Origin of the sequence: Tahibacter harae (assembly GCF_024437735.1) — a bacterium.
GTDB lineage: Bacteria > Pseudomonadota > Gammaproteobacteria > Xanthomonadales > Rhodanobacteraceae > Tahibacter > Tahibacter harae.
This window is the reverse complement of the sequence record NZ_JANFQO010000030.1, coordinates 36,140-53,214: the sequence shown is the minus strand read 5'-3', so window position 1 is coordinate 53,214 and position 17,075 is coordinate 36,140. Positions and strand designations below refer to the sequence as shown.

The window sequence follows — 17,075 nt, the reverse complement described above, 5'->3', positions numbered from 1 at the left end:
CAACCCACTCAACCCTCCGCACAACCCGCCTGAATCTTCCGATCCAGCCTCCGCTTCCAACGTCCGTCTCAGCGAAGGGGCGCGAATCGTACATCGGTTTTTCGTTTCGTCAAGCCGCCGGTCCGATTTATTTCCAGACCCGCTTCCCAACCCCTCAAAACCGCTCCAATCCGCTCCGAATCTTCCGATTCGCCCCACTTCTCCAAAGGCGCTCGCCTCTGCGAAGGGGGATAGATCTTACTTGCCGCCGACGAAATTGAGAAGAGGGGCGACGATTATTTTCATTGCATCAGGAGACCCGCAGCCGCCACGCCCAGCGCACGGCACATAAAGTCGCCTCGATACCGTGTGCTAGGATCCGGCCATGTTTTTGCGCACGGTGGGCAATCATGGGTGAACTCTACGACGACCGCCGCCAGGAACCGCGCTACGCCACTTCCGGCATCTATTACGTTGAATCCAGCGGCCGCGGCAACCCGGGCAAGATCCTGGATCTTTCCGTCAACGGCGCCATGTTGGAACAGGTCGAAGGCCAGGCGCTGAATTCCGGCAGCCGCGTGAACGTGGTGCTCAGCCTGCCAGGCCAGCCGGAATTCGTCGCCGATGTGCTGATCCAGCACATCGTGAACGGCCGCATCGGTGTGGAGTTCTACGACATGTCGCCGGAACACTTCTCCACCCTGGCCAAACTGATCGATCAGCACCAGCGTTCGCGCTGAAGCGCCCATCACTGTCTTCAAGGCTTTTCTGCAAGGATCCTCCATGTTCCGTCGCGCACTGCGGTCGCTGGCCGCGCTGAGCCTGCTTGTTTTTGTCTCCGGCGCGCAGGCGCAGGCGATTTCCTATGTGGTGCTCAAGGACAAGACGTTCTACGTCGAGCTGGCAGAGACCGAAGCCGCCCAGGCCCGCGGCCTGATGTTCCGTGAGCACCTGGCGCCGGACCGCGGCATGTTCTTCATCTTCCGCGACGAGGACATGCGCGCGTTCTGGATGAAGAACTGCTTCATCTCGCTGGACATCATCTATTTCGACAAAAGCTTCCAGATGGTCTCGGCCCAGACCAACGTACCGCCGTGCAAGACGCCGGCCTGTCCGTCCTATCCCAGCAGCGCGCCGGCCATGTATGTGCTGGAACTGGCCGCCGGCACCGCCGACAAGCTCGGCCTCAAGCCCGGCGACAAGGTGGAATTCCACCGCTGAACCTCGCTTGCGCCCGCCGCCGCAGGCGCGGCCGCAACGCGCAGGGCGTGATGGCAGGGCAACCCTGTCTGATAAGGCACCAGCGGCATCGATGCGGCCAGCATGGCGTAAAGCTCGTCGTCGCTCAGCGGTACGAACTGTTTCATGGCGTGACTCTTGAAGCTGGCATCCGGCCCGGATGCAGCGCCATTGACGCATCCGCAGATGCCGCACTGCTGTCCCGGAAATGGCGCAATCGTGACAGGTGTTCCTGCACACTCGGCGCCATGGGGTAACATGCCCACAGCAGCAGGAGGAATCGCATGAACGATCCCTGGCTAAGCCTGCAACACGCCGCCGACCACGACATTTCCCTGCTTTCCGCCGCCTTGCTGGTAGCCAAGGACGAATATCCGGGCCTGGCCTGCGGCGACTACGAACACCGCGTAGACGACTACGCCCGCCGCCTGACGCAACAGTTGCCGGAAGACGCCGACGAAACGCAGCGCCTGAGCCGCCTCAACAGCTTCCTGTTCGAGGAATTGGGTTTCGCTGGTGACGAGCACGACTATTTCGATCCGCGCAACAGCTACCTGAACGAGGTGCTGGACCGGCGCCTGGGCAACCCGATCTCGCTGGCCATAGTGCAGATCACGCTCGCGCAACGGCTGAGCCTGCCACTGGAAGGCGTGTCCTTCCCCGGCCATTTTCTGGTACGCATGCCGCTGGAAGGCGGCATCGTAGTGCTGGACCCGTTCCACCGCGGCCGCACCCTGGATCTGCCGGAACTGCGCCGCCGTGCCCGCAGCGAGCTGTCGGCGCGGGAGATCGACGACCAGCGCCTGGCCACCCTGCTCGAACCGGCCAGCCACCGCGCCATCGTCACCCGCATGCTGCGCAACCTGCGCCTGGGCTATGTGCAGAATGAAGCCTGGGACAAGGCACTGCGCTGCACCGACCGTATCGTGACGCTGGATCCGTTCGCCGTGGCCGAATTCCGCGAGCGCGGCAATCTGTACCTGAAGCTGGAGCATCACCGCGCCGCGCGGGACGACTTCAGGCGCTATCTCGCCCTGGCGCCGCAGGCCGAGGATGCCGAAGCGGTGATGAATCTGCTGATCGCCAGTTCCGCCAAGGCCGAGCGGCTGCATTGAATCGCGCGGGCGTGGCGGCCCGCGGGAGGATCAGACCTCGACCATCTCGAAGTCGGACTTGGTCACGCCGCAGTCCGGACAGGTCCAGGTGTCGGGTACATCTTCCCAGCGCGTGCCTGGCGCGATGCCATCGGCGGGCCAGCCTTCTGCCTCGTTGTAGAGGTAGCCGCAGACCACGCACATGAAGGTGCGGAACGGGGCGTCGGATGCGGTCGGGGCTGCGCTCATGGATGCAGGGGCCTGGCGAAGAGGGCGCGCATTGTCGCAGTGCAACGCACCCGGCTTCAAATAGGCCAGAATCCACCGGTTCCGCCTGTCCGGTTTCGCTTGCCCATGCGCCATCCCCTGCTGCCGCCGCCCGGCCTGTACGCGATCACCAACGGACCGCGGCCGGACCTGATCCCGGCCGCCGCCGCCGCCCTGCGCGGCGGCGCGGCGCTGCTGCAATACCGCGACAAGACCGCCGACGCGCCGCGCCGGCGCGAGGAAGCCGCCGCCCTGCAGGCGCTGTGCGCGGCGCACGGGGCGCTGTTCGTGGTCAATGATGACATCGAGCTGGCCCTGGCCTGCGGCGCCCGCGCGGTCCATCTGGGCGAGGACGACGGCGATATCGCCGCCGCCCGGGCCAGACTGGGCGATGCCGTGATCGGCGTGTCCTGCTACGACGATCTCGAACGCGCGCGCCGGCTCGCCGCCGCCGGCGCAGATTACCTGGCCTTCGGCGCCTTCTTCCCCTCGCCGACCAAACCCCAGGCCCGCCGCGCCAGCCTGGACCTGCTGCGCGACAGCGCCGGCCTGGGCCTGCCGCGGGTGGCCATAGGCGGCATACGGCCGGACAATGCCGCCGCCCTGGTCGCGGCCGGGGCCGATTACCTGGCCGTGATCAGCGACCTATTCGAAGCCCCGGACATCGCCGCCGCCGCCGCGGCCTATGCCCGGCTGTTCTCCTCAGCCCGGAAAACTTCCGCATGACCAGCAATCACGAACTGTTCGACCGCGCCCGCCAGCTCATGCCCGGCGGCGTGAACTCGCCGGTGCGCGCCTTCAAGTCCGTAGGCGGCGAGCCGTTCTTCACTGCCCGCGCCGACGGCCCCTATCTGTGGGACGTCGAAGGCCGGCGCTATATCGACTACGTCGGCTCCTGGGGGCCGATGATCGTCGGCCACAACCATGTGCACGTGCGCAGCGCCGTGGCCCGGGCGATAGAAAACGGCCTGTCCTTCGGCACGCCGTGCCCGGCCGAGGTGACCATGGCCGAGACCATCACCCGCCTGCTGCCGGCGGTGGAAATGGTGCGCATGGTGAATTCCGGCACCGAGGCGACCATGGCGGCGATCCGCCTGGCCCGCGGCTTTACCGGCCGCAGCAAGATCGTGAAGTTCGAGGGCTGCTACCACGGCCACGGCGACGCCTTCCTGGTCAAGGCGGGCTCCGGCGCACTGACCTTCGGCGTGCCCACCTCGCCGGGCGTGCCGGCCGGCCTGGCCGATCTCACCCTCACCCTGCCCTATAACGACCTCGCCGCCGCCCAGGCGCTGTTCGCCGAGCACGGCCGCGACATCGCCGGCCTGATCATCGAGCCCGTCGCCGGCAACATGAACTGCATTCCGCCGCGGCCGGGCTATCTGCAGGGCCTGCGCGAGCTGTGCACCCAGCACGGCGCGCTGCTGATCTTCGACGAGGTAATGACCGGCTTCCGCGTCGCCCTGGGCGGCGCCCAGGCGCTGTACGGCATCACGCCGGACCTTTCCACCTTCGGCAAGATCATCGGCGGCGGCATGCCGGTCGGTGCCTACGGCGGCCGGCGCGAGGTCATGCAGCAGATCGCACCCGCCGGGCCGGTCTACCAGGCCGGCACGCTGTCGGGCAATCCAGTCGCCATGGCCGCAGGCCTGGCGATGCTGGAGCTGATCCAGACCCCGGGCTTCTACGCGGAGATCGAACGCAAGACCCGCCTGCTCACCGACGGCTTGCGCGCGATGGCGGTGGAAGCCGGCGTGGCGATGACGACCAACCAAGTCTGCGGCATGTTCGGCATCTTCTTCACCGACCAGACCGTGGAAACTTTCGCCCAGGCTACCGCCTGCGACACCGCGCTGTTCAACCGCTTCTTCCACGGCATGCTCAAGCGCGGCGTCTATCTGGCGCCGTCGGCTTTCGAGGCCGGCTTCCTCTCCAGCGCGCACGACGACGACGTGATCGCCGAAACCTTGCGCGCCGCGCGCGAGGCGCTGCGCGAGGCGCGCCAGGCTTAAGCCTTCAGATCGGCCAGCGCGGCTCCCAGCCGCGCCAGGCCTTCGCCAATATCCGCGTCGGCGATGTTCAGCGCCGGCACGAAACGCAGCACGTCCGGGCCGGCCTGCAGCAGCAACAGGCCGCGCGCGGCGGCCTGGTCGAGGATGGCGCCCGCCTTGCCGCGCCAGTCCTGCGCCAATACCGCGCCCAGCATCAGGCCGCGGCCGCGCACCTCGGCGAACAGGCCCAGGCGCTGGTTGATCGCCGCAAGCCCGTCGCGCAGCGCCTGCGCCTGGCGCTGCACATTGGCCAGCAGGGCCGGCTCGGCAAGGCGCCGCAGCGCCACCCGCGCCACCGCTGCGGCGAGCGGATTGCCCCCGAAGGTGGTTCCGTGCGCGCCGAACTGCAGCACTTCGGCCACGCGCGCATTGGCCAGCATCGCGCCGATCGGGAAACCCGCGCCCAGCGCCTTGGCCACGGTGAGGATGTCCGGCGCGACGCCGTCGTGCTGCCAGGCCCAGAGCTTGCCGCTGCGACCCATGCCGCACTGGATCTCGTCGAAAACCAGCAATGCATCGTGGCGCTCGCACAGGCCGCGCAGGCCAGCCAGGAAGCCGGGCGCGGCCGGCACCACGCCACCTTCGCCCTGCACCGGCTCGACCAGGATCGCGGCCACGTCGCCCTGATCCATCGCCGCTTCCACCGCGGCCAGATCGTTGAAGGCGCAATAGCGGAAGCCGCCGGGCAACGGCTCGTAGCCCTGCTGGTATTTGGGTTGGGCGGTGGCCGTCACCGCGGCCAGGGTGCGGCCGTGGAAGGAGCCGTGGAAGGTCAGGATCACCCGGCGCTCGGGCGCACGGCCGTTGGCGGCAGCCCATTTGCGCACCAGCTTGATCGCGGCCTCGTTGGCCTCGGCGCCGGAATTGCACAGGAAAACACGCTCGGCGAAGCCCGAGGCGGCGACCAGTTCCTCGGCCAGGTGCAGCGGCGGTTCGCTGACGAAGACATTGCTGGTATGCCAGAGCTTCTGCGCCTGCTGCTGCAGCGCCTGCAGCAGTTCCGCATCGGCATGGCCCAGTGAATTCACCGCGATGCCGGCGCCGAAGTCGACGTAGTCGCGGCCTTCGCTGTCCCAGACGCGCGAACCCTGGCCGCGCTCCAGCACAATGCGGCGCGGCTGGTAAACCGGGACGTAGTAGCGGTCGGCTAGGCCCAGCAGGGCGGCGGTTTCGGGCGAGGCTTGGCTTGTGCTCACGGACAGCTCCGGCGAAGGGCGAATCCGGCCATTATGCGGCACGCCGCCGCCGCAGCCGGCGGTATCAACGCCATTGCGACCATTGGCCTTTGTCATTTGCGCCGGGCCTGCCGACACTGCGGCGACAACCGGCGGAGACCACCATGCGCTTTGAAACCCTGGCCATCCATGCGGGCGGCGAGCCCGACGCGGAAACCGGCGCGATCGCGCCGCCCATCCATATGTCGACCACCTTCCGCCACGGCCCCGCCGGCGAGCGCGTGGCCGGTTACGAATACGTGCGCGAAGGCAACCCGACCCAGGACCGCCTGGAAACCGCCGTGGCCGCACTCGAACAGGGCCAGGCCGCACTGGCCTTCGGCTCCGGCATGGCGGCGATGACGGCGCTGCTGGAATACCTGCCCGCCGGCTCGCGCCTGCTCTACCCGCGCGACTGCTACATGGGCCTGCGCGTGCTGCTGAGCGAATTCCTGCCCCAGCGCGGTGTGCAGACCGAAGCCGTGGACATGCGCGAGCCGGCCGCCCTCGCCGCCCGGCTCGATGCCTCGGTGCGTGCGGTCTGGCTGGAGACGCCGTCCAATCCGCTGCTCGAAGTGACTGACATCGCCGCAATTGCCGCGCTGACCAAGGCCAACGGCAGCCTGCTGTTCTGCGACAACACCTTCGCCACGCCGGCGCTGCAGCAGCCGCTGACCTTGGGTGCCGATGCGGTGATGCATTCCACCACCAAGTATTTCGGCGGCCACAGCGACGTCATGGGCGGTGCGCTGGTATTCGCGCGCAAGGACGAGCTGTACGAACGCACACTGCACCGGCGCCATGTCACCGGCGCGGTGCTGGCGCCGTTCAACGCCTGGCTGACCCTGCGCGGCCTGCGCTCGCTGCCGGCGCGCATGAGCTGGCACTGCGCCAACGCACGCCGGGTGGCCGAATTCCTCGCCGCCCATCCGCGCGTGACCGCGGTGAACTACCCCGGTCTTTCCGGTCATCCCGGCCACGCCGTCGCCGCGCGCCAGATGCGCGACTTCGGCGCCATGCTCAGCTTCCACGTAGCCGGCGGCCGCGAAGCGACCCTGGCCGCAGCCGGACGCCTGAAGCTGATCCACAACGCCACCAGCCTGGGCGGCTGCGAAAGCCTGATCGAGCATCGCGCCTCGGTGGAAGGACCGAATCCGGTCTCGCCGCAGGATCTGCTGCGGCTGTCGGTAGGCCTGGAGCATGCGGACGATCTGATCGCCGATCTGCAGCAGGCGCTTGGCTAGGAATTCAGGATTCGAGATCCGGGATGACAGGATTCGGATTGCAGCCGCGCCGCGCTCTTCGAATCGAATCCCGACACCGGCGCTACCAGGCGCCGGTGTTCGCCATTGAGGCCCAGGGCTCCCGCGGCGGCAGCGCCTCGCCGTTCTGCAGCAGTTCGATCGAGATGTGGTCGGGCGAACGCACGAAGGCCATGCGGCCGTCGCGCGGCGGCCGGTTGATGGTCACGCCATGCCGCTGCAACCGCTCGCAGGCGGCATAGATATCGTCCACGCCGAAGGCCAGATGGCCGAAGTTGCGCGCGCCGCCGTAGTCCTCGTCGTCGTAGTTGTAGGTCAGCTCGATCTCGGCCTCGGGATTGTCCGGCGCGCCGAGGTAGACCAGGGTGAAACGGCCCTGGGGATAATCCTTGCGCCGGGTCTCGACCAGGCCCAGGCCGTCGCGGAAGAAACGCAGCGAGGCTTCCAGGTCGCGCACTCGCACCATCGCATGCAGATAACGCATGGCTTGCTCCAGATTCAGGCTGGGCGGCGCCGGCTGCGGCGTCGCCGTGGCGGGCCGGATCGCACGCGGCGAAATCCGGCCGGAAATTTCAATCGAGGAAAAGATCGGGCAGTAAGGTCTTGCCCGGCGCCACTGCGTAGTGGCTGAAATCCTTCACGCCGGCGCGCTTGAGCACTTCCTCGTCGAGCAGGAACTGGCCGCTGAGCTGGCGCGCCGGCTGGGTGAAGATCCAGTGCGCCGCGTCGGCCATGATGTCGGGCTTGCGGCAGTTCTCCGGCCGGGCCATGCCGCCGAGCATAGCCAGCGCGGCGGTGTCGATCACAGTGCGCGGCCACAGCGCGTTGACGGCGATGCCGTCCTTGGCCAGTTCCGCCGCCAGGCCGAATGCAGCCATGCTCATGCCGTACTTGGACATGGTGTAGGCGGTGTGGTGCTGGAACCATTTGCCCGCCATGTTCAGCGGCGGCGCCAGCATCAGCACGTGCGGGTTCAGCGATTTCTTCAGCTGCGCCAGGCAGGCCTGGGTGCACAGGTAACTGCCGCGCACGTTGACCTGGTGCATGAGGTCGTAGCGCTTCATCGGCGTGCCCGACACGCCGGCCAGCCAGATCGCGCTGGCATTGTTGACCAGGATGTCGATGCCGCCGAAATGCTCCACCGCCTTCGCAACGGCGGCCTGCACCTCGGCTTCCTCGCGCACGTCGACCTTGAGCGGCAGGGCTTTGCCGCCGGCGGCCTCGATCTCCTCCGCAGCGCTGTAGATGGTGCCGGGCAGCTTGGGATTGGCCACGTTCGACTTGGCCGCGATGACGATGTTGGCGCCGTCGCGGGCCGCGCGCTTGGCGATGGCTAAGCCTATGCCGCGCGAGGCGCCGGTGATGAACAAGGTGCGGCCCTTGAGATGATTCATGGCGTTCCAGATGACGTTCAGGGATGCCCGAGCATCGGCGACTGCCGCCGCCAGGGCAAGAGTCAGGCGGCCTGGAAACGCGGGATGCAGCGCATCAATCCGTCCAGGCGCTGCAGCGGATCGGTCAGCTGCAGCCAGTGCTGGCGCTCGGCCGGCTGCACCGGCAGCAATTCCGCCAGACGGAAGCCGACCCAGCTCGCATCATCGAAACGGCGCCGCCCGGCCTGGGCATGTTCGCCGCCGACCTGTTCCAGCAGGCGTTCGAGAATCAGCGCGAGCAGGCTGTATTCCGGCGGCAGCGCCACAGCGGGCTCGTCCGGCCACCAGCGCACCTGGCCGTGGACCAGGCCGTTGTCGCGCACGCGCGTGGCGCCCGCGCGGAAGCGCCGGCCGCCGCGGGCGCGGATACCGAGCAGGCCGTCAGGCAGGGAATAAAAGTCTTCGATACGCGCCACGGTGCCCACCGCCGCCGGCGTGGCGGGCTCACCGCTCTCGCGCCCGGCCAGGATCAGGCAGACGCCGAAACCCGAATCGTTGCGGCTGCATTCGCGTACCAGGTCCAGGTAGCGCGGCTCGAAGATGCGCAGTGACAGCAAGCCGCCCGGAAACAGCACGGTATTGAGGGGAAACAGCGGGATATCGTCCTGGTTCACGCCGGCAGTGTAGGCGGCCGGGGCGTTCAAGGCGATGCCTGGCCGGCGGAAGGCTTGTGCACAGCGCCTGCACGGCGGCACCCGCTGTGTTCGTCCCGTCCGACGCGGGACCAGGCCGCCGGCCTTACGTCCCGCGAGGGTCCTGCTCCAGCGCCGCCACGAAGCGCCGCGGTGCATTCTCGAAGCCGCCGTTGGACATGAACACGACATGGTCGCCGGGGCACGCCTGCTGTTTCAGCGCGGCGAGCAGCGCGTCCACGCTCGCGGCCGCTGCGCCGCGGCCCTGCAGCCCGGCCACCACCTGGCCCGCATCCCAGGGCAGTTCAGGCCGCTGCAGCAGCACCACCGCATCGGCGTCGCGCAGCGACGGCGCCAGTTCCTGCGCATGCGCGCCCTGGCGCATGGAATTGGAACGCGGCTCCAGCCCGACCAGGATGCGCGCCGCGCCGACGCGGGCGCGCAGCCCGGCCAGGGTGGTTGCGATCGCGGTCGGGTGATGGGCGAAATCGTCATAGACCGCGATGCCGCTGACATCGCCCACCCGCTCCAGCCGCCGCCGCGCGCTGCGGAACGTGGCCAGGGCGGCGATGGCCGCGGCAGTGTCCAGGCCGGCGGCGTCTGCGGCCGCCAGCGCGGCCAGCGCATTCATCACGTTGTGCCGGCCGATCAGCTCCCAGCGCACTTCGCCGCGGTCTTCGCCGCCGGCCAGCACGCGGAAGGCGCTGCCGTCGGCCGCGACCAGGCGCGCCTGCCAGTCGCCGCTGTCCAGGCCAAAGCGCGTGACCGGCGTCCAGCAGCCCTGCGCCAGCACTTCAGCCAGGCGTGCATCCTCGGCGTTGACGATGAGCCGGCCATTGCCCGGTACGGTGCGCACCAGGTGGTGGAACTGGCGCTGGATCGCTTCCACATCCGGAAAAATGTCCGCGTGGTCGTATTCCAGATTGTTGAGAATGGCAATCTGCGGCCGGTAGTGGACGAACTTGGAGCGCTTGTCGAAGAAGGCCGTATCGTATTCGTCGGCCTCGATCACGAAGGCGCGGCCGCGGCCCAGCCGCGCCGACACCGGGAAGTTCTGCGCCACGCCGCCGATCAGGAAGCCGGGCTCGGCGCCGCAGCAATCGAGGATCCAGGCCAGCATGGCGCTGGTCGTAGTCTTGCCATGGGTGCCGGCCACGGCCAGCACCTGTCGGCCGCGCAGCACCTGCTGGCCCAACCACTGCGGGCCGGAGACGTAGTCCAGGCCCTGGTCGAGGAAATGTTCCACCGCCGGATTGCCGCGCGACAGCGCATTGCCGACCACGACCAGGTCCGGCGCCGGCTGCAGATGCGCGGCGGAATAGCCGGATTTCAGGTGGATGCCCAGTTGTTCCAACTGGGTGCTCATGGGCGGGTAGACGTTCTGGTCGGAACCTTCGACGTCATGCCCCAGCTCGCGCGCCAGCGCCGCGACGCCGCCCATGAAGGTGCCGCAGATGCCCAGGATATGCAGACGCATGCTCAGGCGCCTTCCGGCGGTTTGCCGAACAGCGCGCTGACCAGCACGGTCACGGCCAATTCCATCGCAAACGCGATCAGCAGGGCCGGCATGAAGCGGATCTCCAGCGCATGGCGCAGGATGTGCGCATCGATGACGAACTTCCACAGCCCGGCAATGATGATCAGCAGCATGCTCAGCATCTGCGTGCCGGTGACGCTCTCCGGCGGCGTGCCCGGCGTGGGCAGCGGCCCGGACAGGGCCAGTACCGGCAGCAATACCAGGGAGAACACCGCCGACACGAGCAGGCTGGCCAGGGCGGTCTGATTGAAGCGGGCCTGGCGCTGCTGCGACAGCAGCAGCAGGTAGAGCAGGCCCAGGCTCAGCGCGACCAGCACGGCGGTGCGCACCATCGCGACTTCCATGCCCTCGCCGAGCAATGAATTGGCAATGCCGGACACCGCCACCGTGGCCACGGCCACCGTGCCCAGTGCGGACGGTGAATACGGCAGATCCTGCGGACCGCGCCGCAGCAGCACGATGTCGCGCAGGATGGACAGGAATTCAGGCATGGGCGGTTCCGTTGGGCTCACGCCGCGGCGTCCGCAACGGACGCGCGGCGCGGGCAGCGCAGCAACCGGCGGCGGCTCAGGCCGCGCGGCGCGGCAGGGCCGACAGGATGCGCTGGTAGACTTCGCGCAGTTCGCCTACGCCGTCGAGCACGGTCAGGCGGCCCTGCTGCTCGTAGTAGCCGGCGACCGGCGCAGTCTGCTCGGCGTAGACGCGCAGACGTTCACGTACGGTTTCCGGCGTGTCGTCCTTGCGCCCCTGCTCGGCAGCGCGGCCGGCCAGGCGTTCAACGATGAGTTCACCGGGGACGACCAGCTGCAGCGCCACGTCGACCGGCTGCTGCAGGCGTTCCAGCAGCTGCTGCAGGGCTTCGCACTGGGCCAGGTTGCGCGGATAGCCGTCCAGGATGAAGCCGGCGCGGGCGTCGGGCTGGGCCAGGCGCTCTTCCAGCATGCCCAGTACGATATCGTCGGAGACCAGCTGGCCGGCATCCATCACGGCCTTGGCCTTGAGCCCGAGCGGCGTGCCCGCCTTGACCGCGGCGCGCAGCAGGTCGCCGGTGGAAATGTGCGGAATTTTCAATTCAGTCTTCAACATTTCCGCCTGGGTGCCCTTGCCCGAACCGGGCGCCCCGAGTAGCACGATACGCATGGATGGATGATTCCTGGAGAGGCCGCGGCAAACCGGGCCTAGGTTAGACTTGTACGTGAACGCTAGCGGGCGCCACCCGGTTAGTCAAACAACGGCCGGGGCGGCCCGGCGCGGCGATTTGTCGCTGCCCGCCGCGCCGCAGCGCCCGGCCCACGCCTTTCCAAACCAGCACGGCGGCCGCCCGCGCCGCCCGATTAGGAGTTTTTCATGCGTCAAGGCAAGCTCTTGTATGCCCAGTCCGGCGGCGTCACCGCCGTGATCAACGCCACCGCGGCGGCGGTGATCGAAACCGCCCGCGCCGCCGGCGTGCCGGTGCTGGCCGGCCGCAACGGCATCATCGGCGTGCTGCGCGAGGAACTGATAGACACGCGCAAGGAAAGCGCCGCCGCCATCGCCGCGCTGCGGCACACGCCGGGCGGCGCGTTCGGCTCCTGCCGCTTCAAGCTGAAATCGCTGGAGCAGAGCCGCGCCCAGTACGAGCGCCTGATCGAGGTGCTGCGCGCCCACGACATCCGCTATTTCCTCTACAACGGCGGCAACGATTCGGCCGACACCTCGCACAAGGTGTCGCAGATCGCCCAGGCCCTGGGCTATCCGCTGACCTGCATAGGCGTGCCCAAGACGGTCGACAACGACCTCGCCGTGACCGACTGCTGCCCCGGCTTCGGCTCGGTCGCCAAGTACACCGCCCTGTCCATACTCGAAGCCGGCTACGACGTGGAATCCATGGCCGAGTCTTCGACCAAGGTATTCATCATGGAAGTGATGGGCCGCCACGCCGGCTGGATCGCCGCCGCCGCCGGCCTGGCCGGCAAGAGCGCCGACGAACCGCCGCACCTGATCCTGTTCCCGGAAGTCACCTTCAACGAGGAAGCCTTCCTGGCCAAGGTCAAGGCCACGGTGGAAAAGGTCGGCTACTGCACCGTCATCGCCTCCGAAGGCCTGAAGAACGCGGCCGGCGAATTCCTCGCCGAAGCCGGCACCCGCGACGCCTTCGGCCACAGCCAGCTCGGCGGCCTGGCGCCGGTGCTGGCGCAGCTGGTCAAGAGCAAACTTGGCTACAAGTATCATTGGGCACTGCCGGACTATCTGCAGCGCTCGGCCCGCCACATCGCCTCGCAGACCGATTTCGAGCACGCCACGGCGGTCGGCAAGGCCGCGGTGGAAATGGCCCTGGCCGGCAAGAACGCGACCATGCCGGTAATCAAGCGCACCTCGGACGCGCCCTACCGCTGGAAGATCGAGGCGGCACCGCTGGCCAAGGTGGCCAACCACGAGAAGAAGCTGCCGAAGAACTACATCCGCAAGGATGGCTACGGCATCACCGAAGCGGCGCGCAAATACCTGGAACCGCTGATCCGCGGCGAAGCCTATCCGCCCTACGCCAAGGACGGCCTGCCCAAGTACGCCCGCCTGAAGAAAGTGCTGGTGGCCAAGAAGCTGCCGGAATACGTCATCGCCGACAAATGAACCGGTCCGGCCGCGCCGCCAATTGCGGCGCGGCCGGCTCCGCTCAGCTCGGGTTGCCGAAGCGGTTCGGCCCCGGCGTGCCGGGCAGGAAACCGTTGAACACCAGCGCGATCAGGCCGCCGACCGCCGGCACCAGGCCAATCAGGATCCACCAGGCGGATTTGTCCACGTCGTGCCAGCGCTTGGCCTGCACCGCGAGCGAAGGCCAGATCACCGCCAGGCTGGCGATCACGACAAGCACGCTGCCTATGCCGCCGCCGGCCTGCGGATTGCTCATGTCCGTAGTGAAAAACATGACGCAGCCCAGGATCAGGAACAGCACCAGCACGGCGACGACGAAGCCCCAGTACGCGCCGCGACCGATGCGCCCGTCAAACGAAAACAGCAATTGCCCCCAGCTCATGATCGGTCTCCCATTGATTGGCGATGCCGGCCGCACCCCGCGGACGGCGCCCCGGCGACCGCCCCGCAGGGCCGGGGTCGCCGGAGTCAACGCAAAGAACGCGCGCTGAAGGCCAGAGCGAACGCGGCGGACCGCACCGAACAGGCCGGCCGGCATTCCCCGGCGCGCGGCGAAGAAGCGCGGCCTCCGGATACCGGGGCAGCGCCGCCGCGGACACCGATGTATTGCAGCGCAAAAAACCACAACGCCGATCCGTGGCTATACTCGGCCGGTAGGTCTGCTGTACTTCCGCTTGAGTGTGCCGTCAGGTTCGCAAGCCCGGGGGAACGGGGCGGCGAACGGGGCGATTGCGTGTCCGGAAGCTGCATGCCGCCCGGGAAAGCCCGGACGGCGAGACTGTCAGTACGACTCCGGCCAACAATCGGCACCCACCTCCGGCCTGCTCGGGCATTCGAGCAATTGGGTTTGGACGGGAGGGTTCGATGCTGCAACAGTACGGTTTGTGGATTGCCCTGGCGTGTGCGGTTCTGGCCATCGCCTACGGTGGCTGGTCGATCAGCTGGATTCTGGCCAAGCCGGCCGGCAACGAACGGATGCAGGAAATCGCCGCGGCGATCCAGCAAGGGGCACGCGCCTATCTGAACCGGCAATACACGACCATCGGTGTGGTCGGTGTCGTGCTGTTCGTGGTCATGGGCTTCGCCCTGCACTGGTCCACCGCCATAGGCTTCGCCCTGGGTGCGGTGCTCTCCGGCCTCGCCGGCTACATCGGCATGAACATCTCGGTGCGCGCCAACGTGCGCACCGCCGAGGCCGCGCGCAGCGGGCTCAGCGCCGCGCTGGATGTGGCGTTCCGCGGCGGCGCCATCACCGGCATGCTGGTGGTCGGCCTGGGCCTGCTCGGCGTGGCCGGCTACTACGCCGTGCTGCTCAAGCTGGACTACAGTGTCAACGACGCGCTGCATGCGCTGGTCGGCCTGGCCTTCGGCTCGTCCCTGATCTCGATTTTCGCCCGCCTGGGCGGCGGCATCTTCACCAAGGGCGCCGACGTCGGCGCCGATCTGGTCGGCAAGGTGGAAGCCAACATTCCCGAGGACGACCCGCGCAATCCGGCGGTGATCGCGGACAACGTGGGCGACAACGTCGGCGACTGCGCCGGCATGGCGGCAGATCTGTTCGAAACCTATGCCGTGACCGTGATCGCGACCATGCTGCTCGGCGGCATCATGGCGGCCAAGATCGGCATTGACGCTTCCAGTGCCGCGCTGTATCCGCTGCTGCTCGGCGGCGTGTCCATCATCGCCTCGATCATCGGCACCTTCTTCGTCAAGACCAAGCCCGGCGCCAAGATCATGAACGCGCTCTACGCCGGCGTGATCGTCTCCGGCGTGCTCGCGGCCATCGCCTTCTATCCCATCACCACGGCGTTCATGGCCACGGCCCTGGTCGGTCCCATGAAGATCTACGGCTGCGCGCTGATCGGCCTGGGCCTGACCGCGGCCATGGTAGTGATCACCGAGTACTACACCGCGACCGAATACGGCCCGGTGCGGCATGTGGCCCAGGCATCGACCACCGGCCATGCGACCAACATCATCGCCGGCATCGGCGTGTCCATGCGTTCCTGCGGCTGGCCGGTGGTGGCGGTCTGCGCCTCGATCTGGGGCGCCTATACCCTGGGCGGCCTGTACGGCATCGCAGTCGCGGCCACCTCGATGCTGTCCATGACCGGCATGATCGTCGCGCTGGACGCCTACGGCCCCATCACCGACAACGCCGGCGGCATCGCCGAGATGAGCGAGCTGCCGCCGGAAGTGCGTGCGGTGACCGATCCGCTGGACGCGGTCGGCAACACCACCAAGGCCGTGACCAAGGGCTATGCCATCGGTTCGGCCGGCCTGGCGGCGCTGGTGCTGTTCGCCGACTACACCCACAACCTGGAAGCGGCCGGCAAGGTCGTCAGCTTCGACCTGTCCAACCACATGGTCATCATCGGTCTGTTCCTGGGCGGCCTGATCCCGTACCTGTTCGGCGCCATGGCGATGGAAGCCGTGGGGCGCTCGGCCGGCGCGGTGGTGGAGGAAGTGCGCCGCCAGTTCCGCGAGATCCCCGGCCTCATGGAAGGCAAGGCCAAGCCCGACTATTCCCGCGCCGTCGACATGCTGACCAAGGCGGCGATCAGGGAAATGATGATTCCCTCGCTGCTGCCGGTGCTGGTGCCCGTCGTTGTCGCCTTCCTGCTCGGTCCGCAGGCCCTGGGCGGGCTGCTGATCGGCACCATCGTCACCGGCCTGTTCGTGGCCATTTCCATGACCACTGGCGGCGGCGCCTGGGACAACGCCAAGAAATACATCGAGGACGGCCACCACGGCGGCAAGGGTTCCGACGCGCACAAGGCAGCGGTGACCGGCGACACCGTCGGCGACCCGTACAAGGACACGGCCGGCCCGGCGGTGAATCCGCTGATCAAGATCATCAACCTGGTCGCACTGCTGCTGGTGCCGCTGCTGGTGAAAATGTCGGGCTGATGGAGCCGGGACCGGGGATCCGGCATGGCGGGATTGGAAAAACCCGCCGCGCCGTGCCGCTGAACGGATGACAACCTGCCGTAGTGGAAAAGCCCTGCTCCGGCAGGGCTTTTTCTTTCCCGGCATAAGGCCGGCCCGGCTGGTTTGGTGCGTTGCACAAGGTTTTTGCCTTATCCTTCGCGCCCTTCTGCCCCACCCGGGGCCTAAACCTGGAAACTGCAATGGGCCTGGACCTCGTTCCGACCGGCAAAGATGTGCCGAACGAAATCAACGTCATCATCGAGATTCCCAAGGACGCGGAGCCGGTGAAGTACGAAGTCGACAAGGCCAGCGGCGCCATCTTCGTCGACCGCGTGCTGTCCACGCCGATGCGCTACCCCTGCAATTACGGTTATGTGCCGCACACCCTGGGCGGCGACGGCGATCCGCTGGACGCGCTGGTGATCCTGCCGCTGCCGCTGGTACCGGGTGCGGTGATCCGCTGCCGTCCGGTCGGCGTGCTGCGCATGACCGACGAAGCCGGCAGCGACGAGAAGCTGATCGTGGTGCCCGTCTCCAAGGTGTTCGCCGGCTATGCGCACATCGAGGACATCAAGCAGGTCTCGGCGCACTGGCTGGAGCGCATCGGCCACTTCTTCGAGCACTACAAGGACCTGGAAAAAGGCAAGTGGGTCAAGGTCGAGGGCTGGGATGGCGCGGAAGGCGCCAAGAAGGACGTGCTCGACGGCGTCGCCCGCTACCAGGCCGACCAGACCAAGGGCTGATCGCATAACGATCGGCAGGGACGAAAAAGGCGGCTTTCCAGCCGCCTTTTTCATGTCCGCGGTAC

Annotated in this window: 18 protein-coding genes; 9 read left to right on the top strand and 9 right to left on the bottom strand. The window is 67.7% G+C overall.

The window, feature by feature from the left end; all coding sequences use genetic code 11:
* Positions 1 to 389: 389 nt before the first annotated feature.
* From NM961_RS22250 to NM961_RS22240, 3 genes are all read left to right on the top strand, one after another.
* Entirely contained in the window at positions 390 to 719 is a 330-nt protein-coding gene (locus tag NM961_RS22250) for a PilZ domain-containing protein (RefSeq protein ID WP_255916633.1), read from the top strand.
* Between the two features lie 43 nt (positions 720 to 762).
* Complete coding sequence (locus NM961_RS22245) at positions 763 to 1,200, top strand: DUF192 domain-containing protein (RefSeq protein ID WP_255916632.1); 438 nt, start codon at positions 763 to 765, stop codon at positions 1,198 to 1,200.
* A 302-nt stretch (positions 1,201 to 1,502) separates the two neighbouring features.
* On the top strand, positions 1,503 to 2,333 hold the full coding sequence (locus NM961_RS22240; RefSeq protein WP_255916631.1) for a SirB1 family protein: 831 nt from the start codon (positions 1,503 to 1,505) through the stop codon (positions 2,331 to 2,333).
* Positions 2,334 to 2,363: 30 nt separating this feature from the next.
* Here the strand turns inward: NM961_RS22240 and NM961_RS22235 are convergent, their stop codons facing one another.
* Positions 2,364 to 2,606, bottom strand: coding sequence for a rubredoxin (locus NM961_RS22235; protein WP_439334240.1), 243 nt, complete (start codon positions 2,604 to 2,606; stop codon positions 2,364 to 2,366).
* Between the two features lie 60 nt (positions 2,607 to 2,666).
* Between NM961_RS22235 and thiE the strand changes: the two genes are divergently transcribed.
* Complete coding sequence (gene thiE / locus NM961_RS22230) at positions 2,667 to 3,305, top strand: thiamine phosphate synthase (RefSeq protein WP_255916629.1); 639 nt, start codon at positions 2,667 to 2,669, stop codon at positions 3,303 to 3,305.
* Positions 3,302 to 4,588 (top strand): glutamate-1-semialdehyde 2,1-aminomutase, encoded by a 1,287-nt coding sequence (hemL, locus tag NM961_RS22225; protein WP_255916628.1) that lies wholly within the window; start codon positions 3,302 to 3,304, stop codon positions 4,586 to 4,588. The genes thiE and hemL overlap by 4 nt, the downstream gene beginning before the upstream one ends.
* Here the strand turns inward: hemL and NM961_RS22220 are convergent.
* On the bottom strand, positions 4,585 to 5,823 hold the full coding sequence (locus NM961_RS22220; protein WP_343231935.1) for an acetylornithine/succinyldiaminopimelate transaminase: 1,239 nt from the start codon (positions 5,821 to 5,823) through the stop codon (positions 4,585 to 4,587). The genes hemL and NM961_RS22220 overlap by 4 nt on opposite strands.
* 143 nt (positions 5,824 to 5,966) lie before the next feature.
* On the opposite strand from NM961_RS22220, the gene NM961_RS22215 reads away from it, so the two are divergent.
* Positions 5,967 to 7,085 (top strand): trans-sulfuration enzyme family protein, encoded by a 1,119-nt coding sequence (locus tag NM961_RS22215; RefSeq protein WP_255916627.1) that lies wholly within the window; start codon positions 5,967 to 5,969, stop codon positions 7,083 to 7,085.
* A gap of 82 nt (positions 7,086 to 7,167) precedes the next feature.
* Here the strand turns inward: NM961_RS22215 and NM961_RS22210 are convergent, their stop codons facing one another.
* From NM961_RS22210 to NM961_RS22185, 6 genes are all read right to left on the bottom strand, one after another.
* Positions 7,168 to 7,587: a VOC family protein gene (locus tag NM961_RS22210; protein ID WP_255916626.1), complete on the bottom strand. Its 420-nt coding sequence runs from the start codon at positions 7,585 to 7,587 to the stop codon at positions 7,168 to 7,170.
* An 88-nt stretch (positions 7,588 to 7,675) separates the two neighbouring features.
* Complete coding sequence (locus NM961_RS22205; RefSeq protein WP_255916625.1) at positions 7,676 to 8,497, bottom strand: SDR family oxidoreductase; 822 nt, start codon at positions 8,495 to 8,497, stop codon at positions 7,676 to 7,678.
* A gap of 62 nt (positions 8,498 to 8,559) precedes the next feature.
* Positions 8,560 to 9,180, bottom strand: a complete 621-nt coding sequence (locus tag NM961_RS22200) for an LON peptidase substrate-binding domain-containing protein (protein WP_305119307.1) — start codon at positions 9,178 to 9,180, stop codon at positions 8,560 to 8,562.
* A 94-nt stretch (positions 9,181 to 9,274) separates the two neighbouring features.
* Positions 9,275 to 10,645 (bottom strand): UDP-N-acetylmuramate:L-alanyl-gamma-D-glutamyl-meso-diaminopimelate ligase, encoded by a 1,371-nt coding sequence (gene mpl, locus NM961_RS22195; RefSeq protein WP_255916624.1) that lies wholly within the window; start codon positions 10,643 to 10,645, stop codon positions 9,275 to 9,277.
* Positions 10,646 to 10,647: 2 nt separating this feature from the next.
* Positions 10,648 to 11,196, bottom strand: coding sequence for a hypothetical protein (locus NM961_RS22190; RefSeq protein WP_255916623.1), 549 nt, complete (start codon positions 11,194 to 11,196; stop codon positions 10,648 to 10,650).
* A gap of 76 nt (positions 11,197 to 11,272) precedes the next feature.
* Positions 11,273 to 11,845: an adenylate kinase gene (locus tag NM961_RS22185; RefSeq protein WP_255916622.1), complete on the bottom strand. Its 573-nt coding sequence runs from the start codon at positions 11,843 to 11,845 to the stop codon at positions 11,273 to 11,275.
* Positions 11,846 to 12,052: 207 nt separating this feature from the next.
* Between NM961_RS22185 and NM961_RS22180 the strand changes: the two genes are divergently transcribed.
* Positions 12,053 to 13,315: a 6-phosphofructokinase gene (locus NM961_RS22180; protein ID WP_255916621.1), complete on the top strand. Its 1,263-nt coding sequence runs from the start codon at positions 12,053 to 12,055 to the stop codon at positions 13,313 to 13,315.
* Between the two features lie 43 nt (positions 13,316 to 13,358).
* On the opposite strand, the gene NM961_RS22175 is transcribed toward NM961_RS22180, so the two are convergent.
* Positions 13,359 to 13,718: a DUF805 domain-containing protein gene (locus NM961_RS22175; protein WP_255916620.1), complete on the bottom strand. Its 360-nt coding sequence runs from the start codon at positions 13,716 to 13,718 to the stop codon at positions 13,359 to 13,361.
* A gap of 482 nt (positions 13,719 to 14,200) precedes the next feature.
* Between NM961_RS22175 and NM961_RS22170 the strand changes: the two genes are divergently transcribed.
* Positions 14,201 to 16,246, top strand: a complete 2,046-nt coding sequence (locus tag NM961_RS22170) for a sodium-translocating pyrophosphatase (RefSeq protein ID WP_255916619.1) — start codon at positions 14,201 to 14,203, stop codon at positions 16,244 to 16,246.
* A 221-nt stretch (positions 16,247 to 16,467) separates the two neighbouring features.
* Positions 16,468 to 17,010, top strand: a complete 543-nt coding sequence (gene ppa, locus NM961_RS22165; protein WP_255916618.1) for an inorganic diphosphatase — start codon at positions 16,468 to 16,470, stop codon at positions 17,008 to 17,010.
* The last annotated feature ends 65 nt before the right edge of the window (positions 17,011 to 17,075 follow it).

Bases quoted from the DNA above. Each gene is read 5' to 3' on its own strand.
- NM961_RS22175 (WP_255916620.1), bottom strand. From the start codon at position 13,718: ATGAGCTGGGGGCAATTGCTGTTTTCGTTTGACGGGCGCATCGGTCGC.
- ppa (WP_255916618.1), top strand. From the start codon at position 16,468: ATGGGCCTGGACCTCGTTCCGACCGGCAAAGATGTGCCGAACGAAATC.
- NM961_RS22240 (WP_255916631.1), top strand. From the start codon at position 1,503: ATGAACGATCCCTGGCTAAGCCTGCAACACGCCGCCGACCACGACATT.
- NM961_RS22170 (WP_255916619.1), top strand. From the start codon at position 14,201: ATGCTGCAACAGTACGGTTTGTGGATTGCCCTGGCGTGTGCGGTTCTG.
- NM961_RS22215 (WP_255916627.1), top strand. From the start codon at position 5,967: ATGCGCTTTGAAACCCTGGCCATCCATGCGGGCGGCGAGCCCGACGCG.
- NM961_RS22250 (WP_255916633.1), top strand. From the start codon at position 390: ATGGGTGAACTCTACGACGACCGCCGCCAGGAACCGCGCTACGCCACT.
- thiE (WP_255916629.1), top strand. From the start codon at position 2,667: ATGCGCCATCCCCTGCTGCCGCCGCCCGGCCTGTACGCGATCACCAAC.
- NM961_RS22245 (WP_255916632.1), top strand. From the start codon at position 763: ATGTTCCGTCGCGCACTGCGGTCGCTGGCCGCGCTGAGCCTGCTTGTT.
- mpl (WP_255916624.1), bottom strand. From the start codon at position 10,645: ATGCGTCTGCATATCCTGGGCATCTGCGGCACCTTCATGGGCGGCGTC.
- NM961_RS22205 (WP_255916625.1), bottom strand. From the start codon at position 8,497: ATGAATCATCTCAAGGGCCGCACCTTGTTCATCACCGGCGCCTCGCGC.
- hemL (WP_255916628.1), top strand. From the start codon at position 3,302: ATGACCAGCAATCACGAACTGTTCGACCGCGCCCGCCAGCTCATGCCC.
- NM961_RS22185 (WP_255916622.1), bottom strand. From the start codon at position 11,845: ATGCGTATCGTGCTACTCGGGGCGCCCGGTTCGGGCAAGGGCACCCAG.
- NM961_RS22210 (WP_255916626.1), bottom strand. From the start codon at position 7,587: ATGCGTTATCTGCATGCGATGGTGCGAGTGCGCGACCTGGAAGCCTCG.
- NM961_RS22190 (WP_255916623.1), bottom strand. From the start codon at position 11,196: ATGCCTGAATTCCTGTCCATCCTGCGCGACATCGTGCTGCTGCGGCGC.
- NM961_RS22180 (WP_255916621.1), top strand. From the start codon at position 12,053: ATGCGTCAAGGCAAGCTCTTGTATGCCCAGTCCGGCGGCGTCACCGCC.